Annotated in this window: 13 protein-coding genes and 1 pseudogene; 6 read left to right on the forward strand and 8 right to left on the reverse strand. The window is 70.0% G+C overall.

Translation table 11 applies throughout. The features are described from left to right. Nucleotides 1–64: 64 nt before the first annotated feature. Nucleotides 65–898: a helix-turn-helix transcriptional regulator gene (locus tag ACFV46_RS12560; RefSeq protein WP_385498046.1), complete on the reverse strand. Its 834-nt coding sequence runs from the start codon at nucleotides 896–898 to the stop codon at nucleotides 65–67. On the opposite strand from ACFV46_RS12560, the gene ACFV46_RS12565 reads away from it, so the two are divergent. Further along, the gene (locus ACFV46_RS12565) at nucleotides 897–1,718 is read left to right on the forward strand and encodes an SDR family oxidoreductase (protein ID WP_385498047.1); all 822 of its coding nucleotides are present in this window, start codon (nucleotides 897–899) and stop codon (nucleotides 1,716–1,718) included. The two genes, ACFV46_RS12560 and ACFV46_RS12565, sit on opposite strands and share 2 nt — an antisense overlap. A gap of 903 nt (nucleotides 1,719–2,621) precedes the next feature. On the opposite strand, the gene ACFV46_RS12570 is transcribed toward ACFV46_RS12565, so the two are convergent. Then, the gene (locus tag ACFV46_RS12570; RefSeq protein ID WP_385498048.1) at nucleotides 2,622–2,981 is read right to left on the reverse strand and encodes a DoxX family protein; all 360 of its coding nucleotides are present in this window, start codon (nucleotides 2,979–2,981) and stop codon (nucleotides 2,622–2,624) included. Nucleotides 2,982–3,154: 173 nt separating this feature from the next. After that, the gene (locus tag ACFV46_RS12575) at nucleotides 3,155–3,649 is read right to left on the reverse strand and encodes a cupin domain-containing protein (protein ID WP_385498286.1); all 495 of its coding nucleotides are present in this window, start codon (nucleotides 3,647–3,649) and stop codon (nucleotides 3,155–3,157) included. 81 nt (nucleotides 3,650–3,730) lie between these two features. Between ACFV46_RS12575 and ACFV46_RS12580 the strand changes: the two genes are divergently transcribed. Further along, nucleotides 3,731–4,582, forward strand: coding sequence for a LysR substrate-binding domain-containing protein (locus ACFV46_RS12580; RefSeq protein ID WP_385498049.1), 852 nt, complete (start codon nucleotides 3,731–3,733; stop codon nucleotides 4,580–4,582). A gap of 181 nt (nucleotides 4,583–4,763) precedes the next feature. After that, nucleotides 4,764–4,959 (forward strand): annotated as a pseudogene (locus tag ACFV46_RS12585) (IS5/IS1182 family transposase); the annotation flags it as partial. Between the two features lie 169 nt (nucleotides 4,960–5,128). Here ACFV46_RS12585 and ACFV46_RS12590 read toward each other — a convergent pair. Then, a complete protein-coding gene (locus ACFV46_RS12590; protein WP_385498050.1) occupies nucleotides 5,129–6,118 on the reverse strand; it encodes an ornithine cyclodeaminase family protein in 990 nt (329 codons plus the stop codon). Between the two features lie 814 nt (nucleotides 6,119–6,932). Then, complete coding sequence (locus ACFV46_RS12595) at nucleotides 6,933–7,859, reverse strand: restriction endonuclease (protein WP_385498052.1); 927 nt, start codon at nucleotides 7,857–7,859, stop codon at nucleotides 6,933–6,935. Here ACFV46_RS12595 and ACFV46_RS12600 point away from each other — a divergent pair. The 3 genes from ACFV46_RS12600 to ACFV46_RS12610 all read left to right on the forward strand — a co-directional run bounded on the left by ACFV46_RS12600 (nucleotide 7,748) and on the right by ACFV46_RS12610 (nucleotide 10,455). Beyond that, nucleotides 7,748–8,311: a WhiB family transcriptional regulator gene (locus ACFV46_RS12600; protein WP_385498053.1), complete on the forward strand. Its 564-nt coding sequence runs from the start codon at nucleotides 7,748–7,750 to the stop codon at nucleotides 8,309–8,311. The two genes, ACFV46_RS12595 and ACFV46_RS12600, sit on opposite strands and share 112 nt — an antisense overlap. Before the next feature lie 144 nt (nucleotides 8,312–8,455). Beyond that, nucleotides 8,456–8,743, forward strand: a complete 288-nt coding sequence (locus ACFV46_RS12605; protein ID WP_385498054.1) for a hypothetical protein — start codon at nucleotides 8,456–8,458, stop codon at nucleotides 8,741–8,743. Between the two features lie 563 nt (nucleotides 8,744–9,306). Next, on the forward strand, nucleotides 9,307–10,455 hold the full coding sequence (locus ACFV46_RS12610; protein WP_385498287.1) for a PP2C family protein-serine/threonine phosphatase: 1,149 nt from the start codon (nucleotides 9,307–9,309) through the stop codon (nucleotides 10,453–10,455). A gap of 116 nt (nucleotides 10,456–10,571) precedes the next feature. Here ACFV46_RS12610 and ACFV46_RS12615 read toward each other — a convergent pair whose 3' ends face one another. The 3 genes from ACFV46_RS12615 to ACFV46_RS12625 form a co-directional block, all read right to left on the reverse strand. Next, nucleotides 10,572–10,946: a hypothetical protein gene (locus ACFV46_RS12615; RefSeq protein WP_385498055.1), complete on the reverse strand. Its 375-nt coding sequence runs from the start codon at nucleotides 10,944–10,946 to the stop codon at nucleotides 10,572–10,574. A 1,742-nt stretch (nucleotides 10,947–12,688) separates the two neighbouring features. Continuing rightward, a complete protein-coding gene (locus ACFV46_RS12620) occupies nucleotides 12,689–13,141 on the reverse strand; it encodes a hypothetical protein (protein WP_385498057.1) in 453 nt (150 codons plus the stop codon). Nucleotides 13,142–13,290: 149 nt separating this feature from the next. Next, on the reverse strand, nucleotides 13,291–13,614 hold the full coding sequence (locus ACFV46_RS12625; RefSeq protein WP_385498058.1) for a hypothetical protein: 324 nt from the start codon (nucleotides 13,612–13,614) through the stop codon (nucleotides 13,291–13,293). Nucleotides 13,615–13,870 lie beyond the last annotated feature (256 nt).

The following is a 13,870-nucleotide window of genomic DNA, read 5'->3' on the forward strand; positions in this document are numbered from 1 at the left end:
CACCATACAAAACAGACCAGTCCGCCCTGCTCGCCTACCAGCTCGCGCACCGGGCCGGGCCGTGTCAGCGGCGGGGTGCGGCCATGGACGCGAGATAGCTGAGGGCCTGCGCGCTGCGGCTGCCCGGCTGCGCCGACCCCACCAGCAATTCCTGGCCGGGCGCGGCCCGCACGTCGAAACTCTCATAGGTCAGCTCGATGCGTCCGGCCCCGGGATGCACGAACACCTTGAACGCCCGGGCCAGAGCACCGGCCTTCTGGTCCTCCCATAGGACACGGAACTCCGCCGACACCTCCAGCAGTTCGCGGACCAACTCGCCGATCTCCGGGACGTCGCTGAAGCGCGCCGCGTTCAGGCGCAGCGCGTACACGGTCGCGCCGGCCACCAGCCGCCAATCCGGGAAGACCTCACGGGCCCGCGGATGGGTGAACAGGACCCGCGGCATGCTCGTCTGCCCGCCGAAGGGCTCCAGGAGCGCGCCGGCGATCACGTTGGCCGCCAGGACGTCGAACGCAGGTCCCAGGACATAGGCCGCGGCGTCAGGGAAGGCATCGAGCAGACGCAGCAGGTCGGGGTGCACCTGATCGCGCAGCCCGCCCGCCTCGGCCACAGGGCTCAGCCCCGCGAGCCGGTACAGGTGGACACGCGCGTCGGCGTCCAGCCGCAGCGCCCTGCCCAGCGCGCCGACGACCTGCGGCGAGGGATGCCTCTCCCGGCCCTGTTCCAGCCGCACGTAGTAATCGGCGCTCACCCCCGCCAGTACGGCGACCTCCTCCCTGCGCAGACCCCTGACCCTGCGCGTGCCGGTGCCGGCGGGCAGCCCGACATCGGACGGCTCCAGGCGGGCACGGCTCGCGCGCAGGAACTCTCCCAGTGACTGGACGGACGCACGGTGCATGAAGCCGACCGTACTGCGCGCCGCCCGCGCGGGCCTGGGTGCCGCGCACCCAGGCTGGCGCGGCCTTCCTGAGCACGGGCCCGGCGGGTGGACTGATCCGGTGGCCGTCACCGCGGGCAGCCTCGTGCATACGAAGGAGATCACCCCCATGCTTGCGTCCGCCCCCTCGCAGAAGAAGGTCGTCCTGATCACCGGAGCCAGCAGCGGCATCGGCGAGGCCACGGCCCGCCACCTGGCCGCCGCGGGCCACCAGATCATGGCCGGAGCACGCCGCACCGACCGGCTGACGGCACTGGCCGACGACGTACGCGCGGCCGGCGGCGCCCTGGACCACCGCGCGCTCGACGTCACACGGCGCGACAGCGTCCAGTCGTTCGTCGAGGCGGCACTCCACCGGTACGGCCGGATCGACGTACTGATCAACAACGCCGGCGTGATGCCACTGGCGCCGATGGCCGACCTCCGCATCGACGAATGGGACCAGATGATCGACGTCAACCTACGCGGCACCCTCCACGGCATCGCCGCCGTACTGCCGACGATGCGCCAACAGGGCAGCGGGCACATCATCAACATCGCCTCCGTGGCAGGCCACCGCGTCGACCCCACCGCAGCGGTGTACTGCGCCACCAAATACGCCGTACGGGCCCTCTCCGAAGGACTGCGCCAGGAGAACCGCGACATCCGCGGCACGCAACGCCGCACAACAACACGCCATCCCCGCAACCACCATCGCCGAAGCAATCGGCTACGCCCTCAACCAGCCCCCCCCACCATCGACGTCAACGAAATCATCATCCGACCCACCACCCAAACCTGACACCCGAACCCGCCGCAGCCCCATGCTCCGACCGGAAGCAACCGCGACAGGCCAAGCAGCCCCGGCCGGCAGCGGCACGACCGTCACCACCCCGACGGACTGGATCGTGTGTGTCCGACCGGCCGCAGTACTAGACCGGGTACCGGAGCCCGGTCAGTTCCTGCGACAGGTCGCACAGTTGGCGTTGTGCGGCCTCGTCGTGGGTCTCAGCGATTGAGCGCACTGTGGCCGGGTGACCCTTGCTCTCCAGGAAGCCGCTGGGGCCGTAGTACCTCCCGCCGGCCACTGACGCGTCGGTGGCTGCCCGCAGGATCTGCCATGCCCACCGCCGGCGCTCTGAATGAGCAGCGGACGTACGACGCCGACGAACAGCACCCTGGTGACGATGCCGCGTTCGGCGGTGCTGCGCCGGGAGCCGCTGGTGTCGGCGCCACCGGGGTGGGAGGCCACCACGATGATGTGGGCGCCGGACCCAAGGCGCCACTGCAGTGCGTAGGTGAACATCAGGTTCGCCCGCTTGGAGTGAGCGTGGGCCGCGGTGGAGTCATCGGCGCGCCCTTCCCAGTTGGCATCGGTCAGGTCCATGGGGCCGCCTCGACGATGTCCCAATCTGCGGACCGTCACGATCCGGGAGCCGGGTACGACGAGCAGGCGCTTGAGGAGCAGCCAGGTGAGGGCGAAGCGCTCCAGGTGGTTGGTGCCGATAGAGGACAGTGAGCGTTTTCAGAGTGGCCACCGGTCGGGTGACGGGGTGGTTGGCTTTGTTCACGTGTTTCGACAGCAGATGTACGTCTCACCGCGCAGCGCGTGGACGGCGGCGTGTTCGATGTTCGTGAGAAGTGACAGCGGCCGTGAGGCGGCTGGCCGAGCAGTCGCCTCCGCCGGTCGAGGGTTGAGCCACGGTCACGGCCTGGTGGCCAACCAGCCGGTCACGGCCGCGGTGGCGATGAGTGCGACATTGAGTGTGATCCGGCGGTCTTCTCCGGTCAGGTGAATGGCGATCGCACCGGTCTGCAGAAGTACGAAGCCGACGGCTGCGGCCGACGCCAGCCAAGGAGCGGTACCGGTCAGCGGTGGCAGGACCAGACCGGCCGCGCCGAGTATTTCGACCGCCCCCAGCGCCCTGAGGGCGGGCAGGGGAATACGGTCGACCCAAGCCATCATCGGTCGGAGTTGATCGCGGCTGCGGATCACCTTCAGCGTGCCTGCGTAGAGGTAGAAGAGCGCGAGCAGTCCCGCGACGATCCAGTAGGCGATGTTCATGGTTTCCGTTCACGGGGGCCCCGGTTCGCGGGGTCCTGTCGATTGCGTCGAGTGCCGGGGAAGCCCCTGGAGACGGCCGGTCGGTCGTCCGAGGGGTTCGGACGCGAAAGGGGGGAGCGCCACGGCCCCAGAGGCCGGTAGGAGGGCGGCCGGGCCGTTCCGTCCCGCCGGCTTCAGGCGAGGTCGGTCGCGGGCTGTGTCGCGTAGCGGCTCATTGTGTCGATGTTGGTCTGTGGCGTCAGCGGCTGTCCGGACGCGAGCACTTCGTGAAGGTCTCGGAAGTACTGCACATACAGGTCGGGGGTGAATGTGCTGAGCATGACGGCGGGTTGGTCGGTCAGGTTGGCGAAGGTGTGCGCGGTGCCGGACGGAACCATGACGAGCGTCCCTGCGGCAGCGTCGTAGTCCTCGTCCCCCACGGTGAACCGCAGGGTCCCGGAGAGGACATAGAAACCCTCGTCGTGTTGGCCATGGCGGTGCTGCGGCGGGCCCTGCGTGTGCGGGGCGAGGACGGACTCGGCGATCGCGAGGCGGTGCCCGGTGTGGGTGCCGTCCTCCAGAACGCGCATGCGCGTGGCGCCCAGAACGATCGTCTCGCCGTCGTGGGGACCCACCACCGATACGGCTGGGTCGGCCTGCGGCTCGCTGGTCTTCGCTTTTTCGGTCATGGTCACGAGTGCACCGCCGGGACCTCGCCGGTGTCCAAGACCCATTCGGCAGAGCCGATACCTCATGGGTATCGTCGCAGCGTGGAGCTACGTGCCTTGCGCTATTTCGTGGCGGTCGCCGAGGAACTCCACTTCGGCCGGGCCGCTACCCGCCTACATATGAGTCAGCCGCCGCTGAGCCGGGCGATGAAGCAGTTGGAGGCCGAGGTCGGGGCCCTGCTCTTCGCCCGCTCAAGCACCGGTGTCACGCTCACTCCCGTGGGCGCGGTGCTGCTCGACGAGGCGCGAGCCCTGCTCGACCACGCCGACCGCGTCCGGGTACGTGTGAGCGCAGCAGCCGACGTCGCGACCATCACCGTCGGCATCTTGGGCGACGGCACCGACCCGGGACTGGCCAGGCTGGCCGCGGCCTACCGCCGAAACCACCCCGGAGTCGACATCCGCATCCGCGACACCGATCTGACCGACCCGACATGCGGACTGCGCGCTGGACTGGTCGACGTCGCCCTCACCCGGGCACCGTTCGACGAGACCGCCCTGACGGTGCGTGCGCTGCGGACCGATCCGGTCGGCGTGGTCCTGCGCGCCGACGATCCGCTGGCCCGCCGCGATGAGCTGCGGCTGGCCGAGCTGCGCGACCGCCGGTGGTTCCAGTTCCCGCAGGGCACAGACCCCATCTGGCAGTCGTACTGGAACGGTGGCAGGCCGCGGGAGGGACCAGTGGTGCGCGCCGTCCAGGAATGCCTGCAGGCTGTGCTGTGGAACGGCACGGTCGGCCTGGCCCCGCTCGGACACGACCTGCCCGCGGAGTTCACCGTGGTGCCGCTGATCGACATGGCGCCGAGCCGAGTGGTGGCGGTGTGTAACGAAGGAGACACCAACCCGTTGACCCGATCATTCATCAAGATCGCGACAGCCGCGTACCGCCACTGAGGATCGGCAATGGCGGTACGCAGCTCGTGAAGAATTCGAACGCTGCAGCCCTCGTGACCGCCTCCGGCAATGGCGAATATCTGCTGTCGCTTCTCGTGAACAAAGCCAGGGTGCCCTCCCGCACTCCTGTGCCGTTGAGACAGGTGTTCCAACGTCTCAACTCATCAGCGCAGGAGTCTCGTTGGTTTCCTATCCTGCCGCACTCGACCTCCCACATGCCCTGGTCGAGTGGGTAACCATGCTCATCGTCACCTGTGAGGGTGACCGCCGCTGCAAACCCGCCTCACCAGCGTGCCCTCGTCGCCCTGGACTACCTTCGCCAGCATGGCACGCTCGCGCAGATCGCCGCCGGTCTCGGTACATCCATCGGCACCGCAAGCCACCAGCGAGGCCCTCAACGCCCAGGATGCCGGGGGTGCCTGGCGCGTAACCGGCGCTGGACACCGTCCCGCGGGGTCAGGTGGCTGGATGCCGGCGTATGCGCTTGCGTGCTCAGCCGCGTACGGGCGAACGCGTCCGGCCGTGTGCCGCGCGCCGTCGGCGGCGTCACCGCAGCGTGATCTCCTCGCCGATCGACCGCTCGCGGGCGGACGCGACGACCAGGGCCGTGGCCGCGGCGTCCTGCACGGCCACGCCGACCGACTTGTAGAGGGTGATCTGGTCCGGCGCGGTGCGCCCCGGCTTGTCGCCGACGATGAGTTCGCCCAGCTCGGCGTGCACGTGCTCGGCCGTGATGAGGCCGTCACGGATTGGGGCGAGCAGGTCGTTGCTACCCGCGGGGAGCGGGGCGAGCGCGGCTCGGCGCGATTCGACACACATCAGCGCCTCTACGACCGTGGCGTCGTCGACCTCGCGGCCGGCCGGGTTGTAGCCCACGGACGTGATGTGCACCCCGGGTGTCAACCAGGGGCGGCGGATCACGGGTTCGACAGCGTGCGTCGTGGCGGCGGCGATGTCCGCGCCGTCGAGCGCCTCGGCGTAGCCGGACACGGCCTGGACCTCGGCCTCCAGCACCCCTGAGAGTTCCTCGGCCAGGGCGGCGGCTTTCGCCGGGTCCCGGCCGGCCACGCGGATCTGCCGGATCGGCCGGACCCGGCAGATCGCGCGGGCGTGGGAACGGGCCTGCACGCCGGTACCCAGCACCGCCAGCACCGTCGCGTCCTCACGGGCCAACAGCCTCACCGAGAGCGCGGCGCAGGCACCGGTCCGCGCCGCGGTGATGGCCGTACCGTCCAGTACAGCAACGGCTTCGCCGGTGTCCGGATCGAACGCCACGATCACCGCCTGATGTGTTGGCAGTCGTGCTCCGTCGTTGTGCGGGAAGAGGGACACCAGTTTGGTCATGAGCACTCCGGCCGACGGCAGGAAGCCCGGCATGGCCGCCAGGAATCCGTCGTGTGCCGGCACCTGGGCGGCGACACGGTCGGGTACCGAGGCGCGGCCCGCACTGAGGTCCGCCATCGCCGCGGCCAGGGCGTCGATCAGCGCGTCCATGTCGAGCAGCGACTCGACCTGTGAGCGGCCCAGAACAAGCATGCGGTTCAGCCTCCTGATACCGGTCGCCCAACCCGCGACCGCACAGCCCAGGGTCGATCCCGGCCTTCCGCCGCCCGCTGCGACACGCAGTCCCTGCCAAGCACGATCATCCGAACGCGCCTGAACCCGTCAGCACGTACGCCCACAGGGGACGCTGCCGTCAGGCGCCCAGGGCCTTGCTCGCCGGGGGGGAGGAAGACGTCACCGGCCGGGGAGTGAAGCGTGACGATGCCGGAGGGCAGTTCCAGATGGACACTGACGGTGCGGGACCGGGCACCTGCCCGGCAATAGCGCAGCCAGGCACCGGTGACCGGCTCGTCGTAGGTGAACGCACCCTCCCACAGGCTCAGTAGGCGGCTTCGGGAGGTGGAGCGGTCCCCGACGATCAGACGCCTTTCCCGGCCCTCGGCCATGTCCCCTCCCCGGTTCGATGATCAACCGGATCGTAGGGCCGGGGAGGGTAGGGGACGTGCTCAGGGTGTAGGCGCGCCCCTCATACCGCCCGTCGGCATCCGTCGAGTACAGCTGCACACCAGCCAGAACCCCCAACGGCAGACCGTCCCCGGACCCGGCGAGGGCCCGCCGGGCCCGCCAGGGGCACGTGCTGGGACCGCGCCGAGGCCCTGCGCGCCGACCTCGAAAGGGCAGTCCTCGCCTACGAGGCGCAGCGCACCCGCGTGATCACCACGAGCAGGTACGTCCGGCAGCACAAGCGCGCCGACTCCCCCTGCACGGCGGCGACACCCGGCACGCGTCCTCGACACCCTCGACGCCTAGACCGAAGCCCGCGGCCCCCTCAATCTCGCCCGGTCGCTCAGGGAGCGGTCGTGACCTCGAAGTCCCACGGCCGGGGCCCGGTACCGTCGTGCCAGGCACTTAGTTCGTCGCCGTTCACGCACAGGATTCCGCACTGTTCGGCGTATTCGAGGGCGGGGGCGGTGAAGTCGCTCGTCGTGACGACCACGGCGATGTCGGCCTCGTGGACGGTGAAGCAGGTGCCCCCGAACCGCTGGAGATCCTGGGAGCCCACCTTGTTGGTCTCGCAGTAGCGCTTGCACTGGACGATCAGGCGCCGCCCGTCCGGGGTGACGGCCGTGACGTCGGCGCCCAAGTCCCCGGCCCCTCCGACCACTTCGACGTCCCCGCAGCCATCACGCAGGCACAGGTCGGCCACGGTTTGCTCGAAGGCGTCGGGGTCGAGTTCGAAGCAGTCCACCGGCAGGTCGAGAACGGCGATGGCCTCCTCCCCCGCTGCCGCCGCCGGGCTGGGCGCCGGCGACACCTCCGGGCGCAGAGGGTCGGCGCCGTACCCGAAGGCCGATTCCGCCGCGCCGGCCGGGCAATCGACGGCCGGTAGCGCCACGGCCGCTGCCGCGCCCGTGACGCCTTCGGCCGCCGCCGTGCCGCGCATGCCCTCCGTCGCCGTCGTATGGCGCATGTCGCGGAGGTTGTCGGACGCGGTCTCGGCCGCGGCCTCCAGCGCCTCGGCCGCGCGGCGCGCGCATCTCGCGGCGGACAGCCTGCGCCACCGGGACCGGGAGGCGAGCACGGACGCGACGATCAGTACGGCGAGCAGTCCGGCCCCTTCCGGACGGCGTTCCACCATGCCCATCGCAACGCGGCCCACCAATGCCACGAGACACAGGACGAGCGCCAGCAGGACGAAGAACAACGTGGTGGTACGCAGGTCGAACCGCCGGTCGCCGTGCAGGCGTCGGTCGCGTGGTGCGGGTACGGTCATGCCGGTCTTCCCCTCCCGAGAACGAAGATCGTTATGTCCTCGTTCCCAAGATCACCGACTTCACCGGTGGGGAGGACGAGCCGAGTTGGGGACAGCCGGCCAAGGGGCGTCGACCCCCAGGATGCAGCGGCGCGGGTTCCCCCATCCGCGCGGGAACCAGCTCCCGGCACACGCCTTTCGGGACCGGACCTCAAGAGGAGTCGGATTGGTCAACCCGGACACCCCCTGCCGGGAACAGCCAGACGTGCTCGTCGACGCCCAGCCGCACCACCCCGCTCAAGAAGAAGACGACCGCAGCCAAGGCCCTGTGCACCCGCTGCGCCCTCAGTGACGCCTGCACCGACTACGCCATCGCCAACGCCTCCCGAGACGGCATCTGGGGCGGCCTCACCGTTGACGAACGCGACCAGCTCACACGCGAACGAGCCACCGCCATCGCCGACGAGAACTGAAACAGCGAGCCGCCCAGGACCGGCTCCAGGCGGCTACTGCACCGGGGGCGGTGCGCGGGCGCGAAGGCACGGGCCGGGGGCTGGCTCTTGGTCTCCGTCGGGCGCGGTGTAGCGACGCTCATCTGGGCGAGCGTGCTGTACGTCATGCACGGGGAGCCGGGCTTTCTGCTGCTCTCGATCCCGATGGGCCTCGTGAACGTGCTCCTCAACATCACGAGCGCTGTCACGACGGAACGGGTCGCAAAGATGTGCCTCCTCCCCATGCGTGGCATCACGGTGATGGCCGTGCGCACCACCTCGTACGGGAAGAGAGGGACCTACGAGTACACGGACCCCAGCGGCACGACCCGCAGCTACTTCCGGGAGGCGTCCGCGAGCGAGATCGAGGTCTGCTACCACCCGGACGACCCCGCCGAGAGCGTCGGTGTCTGAGCGCGCCCCGATCCCCCGGCCACGGCCGCGCCGCCCATCCCGCCCGTCCCTTCCTCCTTCACCCCAGCCAAGGGACATGGGCGGAGCAGCCGCAACGGGGATGTCATCCGGTCACCACGGCAAAAGGGCGTGGTGAGACCTGCGTGGACACGGGGACGGTCCTGCGGGCCGCCCAACACCTGGCGCAACCCTCAGCGCAACAGATAGGCGCAACCCCTGTCGCGACCTCGTGCTCCTGGTCAACCGGTACGGCCGGCCACGGCGCCCGGACGGCTCCGTGGGTGCGGGCGAGGTGGCGAAGCTCGGACCGTGTCGCCGGCGTCCGAGTGTCGGTGGCCGGTGGTACCTGTGAGCGTGGAGGCTGCGAGTGCAGTACGGCGATCATAACGGGTCACCCGTCAACCCATCCCAAGGCAGGAAATGATTGCTCCGTCTGCTGCGAGGCCGGTGGGTCCGCGGCTCCGAACGGTGTGAGAGTGGGGTCGAGGGAGTGAGGTGATGTCGTGAGGGACGGACCCGAACAGACGGCCGCTTTGGGACTGGACGAACAGCTGCTGGAGAGGATGCTCGCCGACGTCCACGCGATCATCCCCTACCAGCTGCCCGGTCTGGTGGACCGTTGTGCCCGGGCCATGGGACTGAGCGGCGCGACCGTCTACCTGGTCGATCTGCAGCAGCGCATCCTGGTCCCGCTCGACGAGCAGGACACGCTGCCGGTGGACGGCAGCAAGGCCGGATGGACCTACCGCACGGTCTCGGTGCGGATCGAGGAGGACCAGGGTGATTTGGTCGTCTGGGTGCCCCTGGTCGACGGTGCGGAACGCCTCGGCGTGCTGGGCGTACGGTCGACGTCGATGGACGCCGTGCGGCTGCGCCGCTGCCATCTGCTGGCCCACACGCTCTCGATGGTCGTCACCTCCAAACGGACCTACAGCGACTGGTTCGTGGCCCGCACCCGCACCCGCACCATGCACGCGCACACCGAGATGCTGCGCGCCTTCCTGCCGCCCCGCAGCATCGGCACCACATCGGTCATCTCCACCGGCGTGCTGGAGCCGGCCTACGACCTGGGCGGGGACGCCTTCGACCACTCGCTGACCCGCAACATCCTTCACGCCGCCATCTTCGACTCCATGGGCCACAACCTGGCCTCCGGCCTGACCACGGCGGTGGCGCTGGCCTGCTGCCGCAACGCGCGCCGTTCCCGCGCCGACCTTCCCGAGACGATCGAATCCGTCGACCAGGCTCTCGCCCAGTGGCTGCCCGACCAGTTCTGCACCGGCGTCGTGTGCCGGCTGGACGCCGACACCGGGGTGCTGCGCTGGAGCAACTGCGGCCACCCCGCTCCCCTGCTGATCCGTGACCAGCGGGTGCTCGACAAGGCACTGGAAAGCCCGCCGCAACCGCCCATGGGCCTGCACGGCCTGTTCGGGTCCACCGCCGCACGCACGGTGCACGAGACGACCCTGCAACCCGGAGACCGGGTGCTGCTCTACACGGACGGCGTCATCGAGGCCCGCCAGGGCGGCTACGAGTTCGGCCTCGACCGGTTCGCCGACTTCATCATCCGTTCCGCCGCCGCCGGACAGCGGCCCGCGGAAATCCTGCGACTGCTCATCCACGACATCCTCGACCACCACAACGACAAGCTGACCGACGACGCCACCATTTTGCTGATCGAATGGCAGCCCCAGCCCACCTCCTCCGGCTGAGGCACCCGCGGCGGTTGGCCTTCCTCAAGTCGCCGTGGCGTCCTGCGTACGCGCGGAGGGGGCGACGCCCTGAGCGTCATGCGGATCCGCGCCCGCGCCGGCGCTTCGCCTGATACTCACACAGCGCGCAGTCGCGGAGTCTCGGTTACGGCCGTCTGCTCGGCCTCGACCACATCGGCGCTCGCGGCCGTCTGCTCAGCGGCGCCCGCGGGCGCCTCGTCGTGTTGGGCCTTGCGGTCGTCCAGGTGGCTCTTGAGCTTCATGCCCGCGTACACCAGTCCACCGCCCACCGTCGCCGACACCGCGGCGACGCCCGCGACGACACCGGTCGCGGAGCGCAGGCCCGCGTGACCGACGATCTTGTTGCCGGTCCCGCGCAGCAGGGCCCGGAGCACGCCGGGAGTGCTCGATTCGGACAGCGCTGTCCAGTCCGGGTGCTCGACCACTTTCAGGGTGTAGCGCACGCCGTCTTTGACCCAGCTCATGTCCATGGCGCCACTGTATGGGGGCTCCCCTGCCTCGTGAGGCGGAACCGGGTGTTCTTCGCCACCGTGGCAGGCGACCGGGGTGTGCGCTCGACGCCAGCCAGGGCCTCCCCGCAGTCCCCGCCCAGCGCAAGGCCCGTCGAGAGTACGGGAACCGGGTCAGCCTGCTCACGCACTGACAGATGGTCGTTCGCAGGGACCTGCAGCGGGTCCGCAGGCCCGTTTGGTTGCCCGTTTTCAGCGTCCTGGGGAGCCCGGTCCGGGTCTGGGTGTGTCGTTGGGGAGTTGCGGATGCAGCGGCGAGGTCGGTGGGAGAAGAGCGGCGCGTTCGGCTGTGGTGCGGGCCCGGATCTGTTCCAGGCGGCGTTGGACGCGGGCGTGGGTGTACAGGTCGATCGCGTCGGTGAATTGGTCCCATCCTCGCCGTCCAGGCCCGCCGGGCGCGGGCCGAGCACGTCGGGGCCGGCACGGTGGTGGCGGCGCCGGTAGTCGCCGATCGCGGTCAGCAGTCGGCCGTAGGCCCGCTGTTCGTGCTCGTCGTCCTGGCCGGAGGCGGTGAGCTGGGTCGTAGTGGCGGTCATCGTTCTTGTCCCTCCGGCGCTGTTGCCGGGGCTGGCCGCCCTGTGCCGAGGCGGGACGTTGGCCGCAGGCCGCCTTAGCGCCGCAACAGCCGGAGCGCGCGACGGCAGCACCCGCGGCGGCGGCCTCGCGGCGACGCGGTCGGCCCCGCACGCGCGGTGCGTGCGGGGCCGGGACAGCTCATCACCTCGAGCGGGCGGGGCACAGCCGGGACGAGAACGGTGGATCGCCGCCGGCTGGGCTGTAGGTCAGGCGCGGGCTGCGAATTTGGGCGTCGTGCTGATGTGGCGGATGGTGGTGGTGCGGGCCAGGGCGCGGGAGAGCGTGATGCGGCCGGAGTACTTGTGCTCCGCAGCGTCGTAGTGGTCGATGGGCCAAGTGTGTGCGGCCTATTCCGCCGGGGCAGGTCGCTGAATTGCCCGCCGAGCAAAGCCCGGCCGACCGGCCCCCGGGCGCGGCAGTCCCGGCAGCGGTAGAGGCAGATCTCCGCGTATCGGTTCGGGGTGAAACCGGAGGGGGGTGAAGGGGTCGACGAGCCCCAGGGCCTCGTTTGCGCTCATCAGGCCGGCGTCCGCGGCCGTCGCTGTGCTGGTGGTTGGTGTTGCCATGGGTTCAGCTCCTGCCCCTGGGACGGGGCCAGGCTGTCGGTGGTGTCGATGAGCCGTACCGTGCGGCGGCCGCCGGTTAGGCAGGCAGAAGACACGAGCGGGGCTGTCCCGCAGATGCGGCGGCGGTGCACCGGAGCGGACCCGCCGCATCGTGGACAGACCGGGGCCGCGAAAGGGACGAGGCCCGCACAACTTCGTGTGCTTGATCCCGGCCGCGCCCCGGGGGCCTCACCTCGCTGTCTGGGCACAGCCGGACGCGGGCGAGGCGCGCCGCCTCATCTGTGGGTGCGGCCCCTCCCGCCACAAGGTGTCCCTGGACAGCTGGTGCAGCTACACGGCGCCCGGCCGCTCCCGATCGCCGGAGCTGGACTGCCGCCAGTCATGGACGCGCGGGCCCTTGGCACCGTCGCCGCCTGAAGTCAGCCCGCTTGTCGTCGGCCCCGCGTCCCCCTGTGTGGATTCGGCTGCCTGTCGTTGCGCGCGGACCGCGTCCAGGTGCCGATGATTCTGCCGCGAGGTGGCGGCGGCAGCGGCCTTGAACGGCATGTGCATCAATGTATGTCAGTCCACGTCCTCCAGGATGCCCGTCTTTTGGTCGGTGAGGTTGTCGAAACAGGACTCCTTCGTCGCCATGGCGGTGGATTCGACCCAACGGTGCATGCTGCTGTGCCGGGCGTTCAGGGTCCAGCCCCGCTTCCTGTACGTGGCCATGACGTAGACACCGCCGTTCTGCGTCGGCACGTGCTCGGTGGGCGTCGTCTCCTTCCAACCGTGGGCACCCAGGTTGGCCAGCATGGCGGCAAACTGTCGACGGGCCTTGGCAGCGGTTGCCTCGGAGGCGCCCGTGGCGTCGTCGGACGACCAGGTGACCACACAGGGTGACAGCCGGGCCGCGAGGGCTGCCACCTTCTGCTCCTTCTCCGTGGCCGCCGCTCCGGCCGAGTGGCGGGCCTTCGGGAAGCCCGCTTCGGTCTCTCCCTCGGGGAGACCGGCCGCCACGACGGCAGCGTCCATCTCTTGACGTACGATGTCCTGCCTGAAGGACGCCTGCGTCGAGGCCACGGCGGCGGATCGGGCGGGGTGTTCAACGGCGTCTCCGCAGCCGGCGACAAGCACCAGCCCGACGACGGCAGCCGTCCATCCGGCTGCGCGCGCAAGGCGACTCACCAGTCGTCACCGATGTCGAAGTTGGCGGCGACGGGCGTGCCGAACTGATCCGACGCGATCAGCAGGTACGTGTCCAGGGCGTTCAGTCCGTCGTACAGCTTTTCGGCGAGTTCCCAGGTCGCCACCTGCTCGGACCGGGAGATCGGCAAGGCGGCCGCGGGGACCTTGTCCAGGGGCCGCCCCTCTTCGGGATCGTCCACGATCACTCGCACCCTCATGTCGTCGTTCTCGAACCAGAAGCGGTAGCCCCCTGTGGGATCCCGTCCGTCGGCGGTCACCGGGAAGGATATGCCCAGGACGCGCTCCACATCAGCGCGCATTGTCGCTGCGAACGCCCGGCAGTTTCAAGCGGAATGCGCCGGACCGACCCGGATGTCGATATCGGCCTGGTAACCGGTTCCGTGTTCCTCGAATTTTCCCACGCGTTCTTCCTTGCGCCGCAGAGGAGAGAGGTGGGCGCCCCGCCCGGTTTAAGCCCGGGGCCCCCCACCCCCCCGTTTTAAAGTTGGGGGGGGGGGGTGGGGGGGGGCACTAGCGCGGGCACAAAGCAACCAGCAACACCTCAGAGTGCAGGGG

Origin of the sequence: Streptomyces sp. NPDC059852, assembly GCF_042731455.1 — a bacterium.
In the GTDB taxonomy this organism is placed as follows: domain Bacteria; phylum Actinomycetota; class Actinomycetes; order Streptomycetales; family Streptomycetaceae; genus Streptomyces.

Coding starts and splice junctions, on each gene's coding strand:
- ACFV46_RS12600 (WP_385498053.1), top strand. CDS start 7,748: ATGCCACGAGACACAGGACGAGCGCCAGCAGGACGAAGAACAACGTGG.
- ACFV46_RS12595 (WP_385498052.1), bottom strand. CDS start 7,859: ATGACCGTACCCGCACCACGCGACCGACGCCTGCACGGCGACCGGCGG.
- ACFV46_RS12570 (WP_385498048.1), bottom strand. CDS start 2,981: ATGAACATCGCCTACTGGATCGTCGCGGGACTGCTCGCGCTCTTCTAC.
- ACFV46_RS12560 (WP_385498046.1), bottom strand. CDS start 898: ATGCACCGTGCGTCCGTCCAGTCACTGGGAGAGTTCCTGCGCGCGAGC.
- ACFV46_RS12605 (WP_385498054.1), top strand. CDS start 8,456: ATGCACGGGGAGCCGGGCTTTCTGCTGCTCTCGATCCCGATGGGCCTC.
- ACFV46_RS12610 (WP_385498287.1), top strand. CDS start 9,307: ATGCTCGCCGACGTCCACGCGATCATCCCCTACCAGCTGCCCGGTCTG.
- ACFV46_RS12575 (WP_385498286.1), bottom strand. CDS start 3,649: ATGACCGAAAAAGCGAAGACCAGCGAGCCGCAGGCCGACCCAGCCGTA.
- ACFV46_RS12625 (WP_385498058.1), bottom strand. CDS start 13,614: ATGCGCGCTGATGTGGAGCGCGTCCTGGGCATATCCTTCCCGGTGACC.
- ACFV46_RS12565 (WP_385498047.1), top strand. CDS start 897: ATGAAGCCGACCGTACTGCGCGCCGCCCGCGCGGGCCTGGGTGCCGCG.
- ACFV46_RS12615 (WP_385498055.1), bottom strand. CDS start 10,946: ATGGACATGAGCTGGGTCAAAGACGGCGTGCGCTACACCCTGAAAGTG.
- ACFV46_RS12590 (WP_385498050.1), bottom strand. CDS start 6,118: ATGCTTGTTCTGGGCCGCTCACAGGTCGAGTCGCTGCTCGACATGGAC.
- ACFV46_RS12620 (WP_385498057.1), bottom strand. CDS start 13,141: ATGGACGCTGCCGTCGTGGCGGCCGGTCTCCCCGAGGGAGAGACCGAA.